Source organism: Vibrio sp. 1078-1 (assembly GCF_033340475.1).
The window spans coordinates 1-508 of record NZ_JAWOWM010000970.1 but is presented as its reverse complement, the minus strand read 5'-3'; the positions used below and the strand labels follow the sequence as shown (position 1 = coordinate 508).

The window sequence follows — 508 nt, the reverse complement described above, 5'->3', positions numbered from 1 at the left end:
CTTTCAAGCGTTTCCCGGCGCATTTCCTTCTGCGGTGGTTGTCGGTAACCCAGTACGTGAAGACGTAACGCAGTTGGATGAGCCCGCTCAACGTATGCAAGAGAGAGAAGGACCAATTCGTATTCTTGTTATGGGCGGCAGCCAAGGGGCGCGTATTCTTAATCAAACATTGCCAGCGGTGATGGCAAACTTGGGACAAGACTACTGTATTCGTCATCAAGCAGGTAAAGGCGCAGCGCAAGAAGTGCAAGCTGCTTATCAAGCGAACAATGTTGCTAATGCAGAAGTGACCGAGTTTATTGATGATGTTGCACAAGCGTATGCGTGGGCAGATCTGCTAGTGTGCCGTTCTGGCGCATTGACGGTATCTGAAGTCTCAGCAGCAGGTGTAGGCGCGATTTTTATCCCGTTCATGCATAAAGACCGTCAACAGGCACTGAATGCCGACCACTTAGTGGAATGCGGTGCTGCGAAGATGATTGAACAACCTGATTTAACCGTGGAGTCT

The 508-nt window shown here is 50.0% G+C and carries 1 protein-coding gene; it reads left to right on the top strand.

What is annotated here, in order from left to right:
• A partial coding sequence (locus R7190_RS31140; protein ID WP_318138378.1) for a glycosyltransferase occupies window positions 1-508 on the top strand: 508 nt, incomplete at both ends.